The sequence below is a fragment of the Rhodococcus sp. BE178 genome, assembly GCF_050433545.1.
In the GTDB taxonomy this organism is placed as follows: domain Bacteria; phylum Actinomycetota; class Actinomycetes; order Mycobacteriales; family Mycobacteriaceae; genus Prescottella.
The window spans coordinates 1-3423 of record NZ_JBNPXA010000036.1; the positions used below are offsets into that span (position 1 = coordinate 1).

Here is a 3423-nt window from a genome sequence, read left to right on the forward strand (position 1 = left end):
GTGTGTTGTTTGAGAACTGCACAGTGGACGCGAGCATCTTTGTTGTAAGTAATGAAGAGCGTACGGTGGATGCCTTGGCACCAGGAGCCGATGAAGGACGTAGGAGGCTGCGATAAGCCTCGGGGAGCTGTCAACCGAGCTGAGATCCGAGGATTTCCGAATGGGGAAACCCAGCCACAGTGATGTGTGGTTACCCGCGCCTGAATATATAGGGCGTGTGGAGGGAACGTGGGGAAGTGAAACATCTCAGTACCCACAGGAAGAGAAAACAATAGTGATTCCGTGAGTAGTGGCGAGCGAAAGCGGAAGAGGCTAAACCATGGATGTGTGATAGCCGGCGGGCGTTGCATTCGTGGGGTTGTGGGATCCATTTTGTCAATTCTGCCGGGTTGGCCAACAGTAAGAAATCATCGTGTTAGTCGAAGTGGTCTGGAACGGCCTGTCGTAGAGGGTGAGAATCCCGTAGACGAAAACATGGTGACTGTTGTAGTGGACACCCAAGTAGCAGCGGGCCCGTGAAATCTGCTGTGAATCTGTCGGGACCACCCGATAAGCCTGAATACTCCCTGGTGACCGATAGCGGACTAGTACCGTGAGGGAAAGGTGAAAAGTACCCCGGGAGGGGAGTGAAATAGTACCTGAAACCGTGCGCTTACAATCCGTCAGAGCCTTCGAACACTTCGGTGTTGGGGGTGATGGCGTGCCTTTTGAAGAATGAGCCTGCGAGTTAGCGGCATGTCGCGAGGTTAACCCGTGTGGGGTAGCCGTAGCGAAAGCGAGTCCGAATAGGGCGTCCGTAGTGGCATGTTCTAGACCCGAAGCGGAGTGATCTACCCATGGCCAGGGTGAAGCGACGGTAAGACGTCGTGGAGGCCCGAACCCACTTAGGTTGAAAACTGAGGGGATGAGCTGTGGGTAGGGGTGAAAGGCCAATCAAACTCCGTGATAGCTGGTTCTCCCCGAAATGCATTTAGGTGCAGCGTCGCGTGTTTCACTCTGGAGGTAGAGCTACTGGATGGCCGATGGGCCCCACAAGGTTACTGACGTCAGCCAAACTCCGAATGCCAGAGTGTGAGAGCGCGGCAGTGAGACTGCGGGGGATAAGCTTCGTAGTCGAGAGGGAAACAGCCCAGATCGCCGGCTAAGGCCCCTAAGCGTGTACTAAGTGGAAAAGGATGTGGGGTCGCGAAGACAACCAGGAGGTTGGCTTAGAAGCAGCCACCCTTGAAAGAGTGCGTAATAGCTCACTGGTCAAGTGATCCTGCGCCGACAATGTAGCGGGGCTCAAGTACACCGCCGAAGCCGCGGCATTCACATAACACCCATTTCCTCCTGCGGGGGGTTGTGCAGTGGTGTGGATGGGTAGGGGAGCGTCGTGCAGCCATGGAAGCAGCGGGGTGACCTAGTTGTGGAGGCTGCACGAGTGAGAATGCAGGCATGAGTAGCGAAAGACGAGTGAGAAACTCGTCCGCCGAATGACCAAGGGTTCCTGGGCCAGGTTAATCCGCCCAGGGTGAGTCGGGACCTAAGGCGAGGCCGACAGGCGTAGTCGATGGACAACGGGTTGATATTCCCGTACCCGTGTGAACGCGCCCCTGGTGAATCAGTGATACTAACCGTCCTGAAGCGTCCTTACTTCCCTTCGGGGAACCTGGATGTGGATGCACGGGACCTGATCTGGTAGTAGCCAAGCGATGGGGTGACGCAGGAAGGTAGCTGAGCCAGTCAGTGGTAATACTGGTGTAAGCGTGTAGGGCGTGGCCTAGGCAAATCCGGGTCACATACAGCCTGAGACGTGATGCGTAGCCGATTGAGGCGAATTCAGTGATCCTATGCTGCCGAGAAAAGCCTCTAGCGAGCTTTCACACGGCCCGTACCCCAAACCGACACAGGTGGTCAGGTAGAGAATACTAAGGCGATCGAGATAACTGTGGTTAAGGAACTCGGCAAAATGCCCCCGTAACTTCGGGAGAAGGGGGGCCTCGTCTGGTGATCCAACTTGCTTGGTGAGCTGGGTGGGGCCGCAGAGACCAGAGAGAAGCGACTGTTTACTAAAAACACAGGTCCGTGCGAAGTCGTAAGACGATGTATACGGACTGACGCCTGCCCGGTGCTGGAAGGTTAAGAGGACCGGTTAGCCAGCAATGGCGAAGCTGAGAATTTAAGCCCCAGTAAACGGCGGTGGTAACTATAACCATCCTAAGGTAGCGAAATTCCTTGTCGGGTAAGTTCCGACCTGCACGAATGGCGTAACGACTTCTCTGCTGTCTCAACCACAGACTCGGCGAAATTGCATTACGAGTAAAGATGCTCGTTACGCGCGGCAGGACGAAAAGACCCCGGGACCTTCACTATAGCTTGGTATTGGTGTTCGGTTCGGTTTGTGTAGGATAGGTGGGAGACTGTGAAGCGGGCACGCCAGTGTTCGTGGAGTCGTTGTTGAAATACCACTCTGATCGTATTGGACATCTAACCTCGGACCATGATCTGGTTCAGGGACAGTGCCTGGTGGGTAGTTTAACTGGGGCGGTTGCCTCCCAAAATGTAACGGAGGCGCCCAAAGGTTCCCTCAGCCTGGTTGGCAATCAGGTGTTGAGTGCAAGTGCACAAGGGAGCTTGACTGTGAGACTGACAGGTCGAGCAGGGACGAAAGTCGGGACTAGTGATCCGGCACCGGCAAGTGGAAGCGGTGTCGCTCAACGGATAAAAGGTACCCCGGGGATAACAGGCTGATCTTCCCCAAGAGTCCATATCGACGGGATGGTTTGGCACCTCGATGTCGGCTCGTCGCATCCTGGGGCTGGAGTAGGTCCCAAGGGTTGGGCTGTTCGCCCATTAAAGCGGCACGCGAGCTGGGTTTAGAACGTCGTGAGACAGTTCGGTCTCTATCCGCCGCGCGCGTTAGAAACTTGAGGAAGGCTGTCCCTAGTACGAGAGGACCGGGACGGACGAACCTCTGGTGTGCCAGTTGTTCCGCCAGGAGCACTGCTGGTTAGCTACGTTCGGAAGGGATAACCGCTGAAAGCATCTAAGCGGGAAGCCTGTTCCAAGATGAGGTTTCTCACCCCCTCGAGGGGGTAAGGCCCCCGGCAGACCACCGGGTTGATAGGCCAGAACTGGAAGCACGGTAACGTGTGGAGGTGACTGGTACTAATAGGCCGAGGACTTACCACAAAGAAGCTACGCGTCCACTGTGCGGTATCTGAAACAACACACAGATACCATTCACCCCCAACACCCGAGAAGGCTTTGTGCCGGCGGGTGGTTCGGGCGGGGGAATTGAATGTGTGACAGTTTCATAGAGTTACGGCGGCCATAGCGGAGGGGAAACGCCCGGTCCCATTCCGAACCCGGAAGCTAAGCCCTCCAGCGCCGATGGTACTGCACCCGACAGGGTGTGGGAGAGTAGGACACCGCCGAACA

Annotated in this window: 2 rRNA genes; both read left to right on the forward strand. The window is 55.9% G+C overall.

Annotated elements, in window-relative coordinates:
- Nucleotides 1-42: 42 nt before the first annotated feature.
- Nucleotides 43-3174 (forward strand): 23S ribosomal RNA (locus tag J2X34_RS28360).
- A gap of 131 nt (nt 3175-3305) precedes the next feature.
- Nucleotides 3306-3422 (forward strand): 5S ribosomal RNA (gene rrf / locus J2X34_RS28365).
- The last annotated feature ends 1 nt before the right edge of the window (nt 3423 follow it).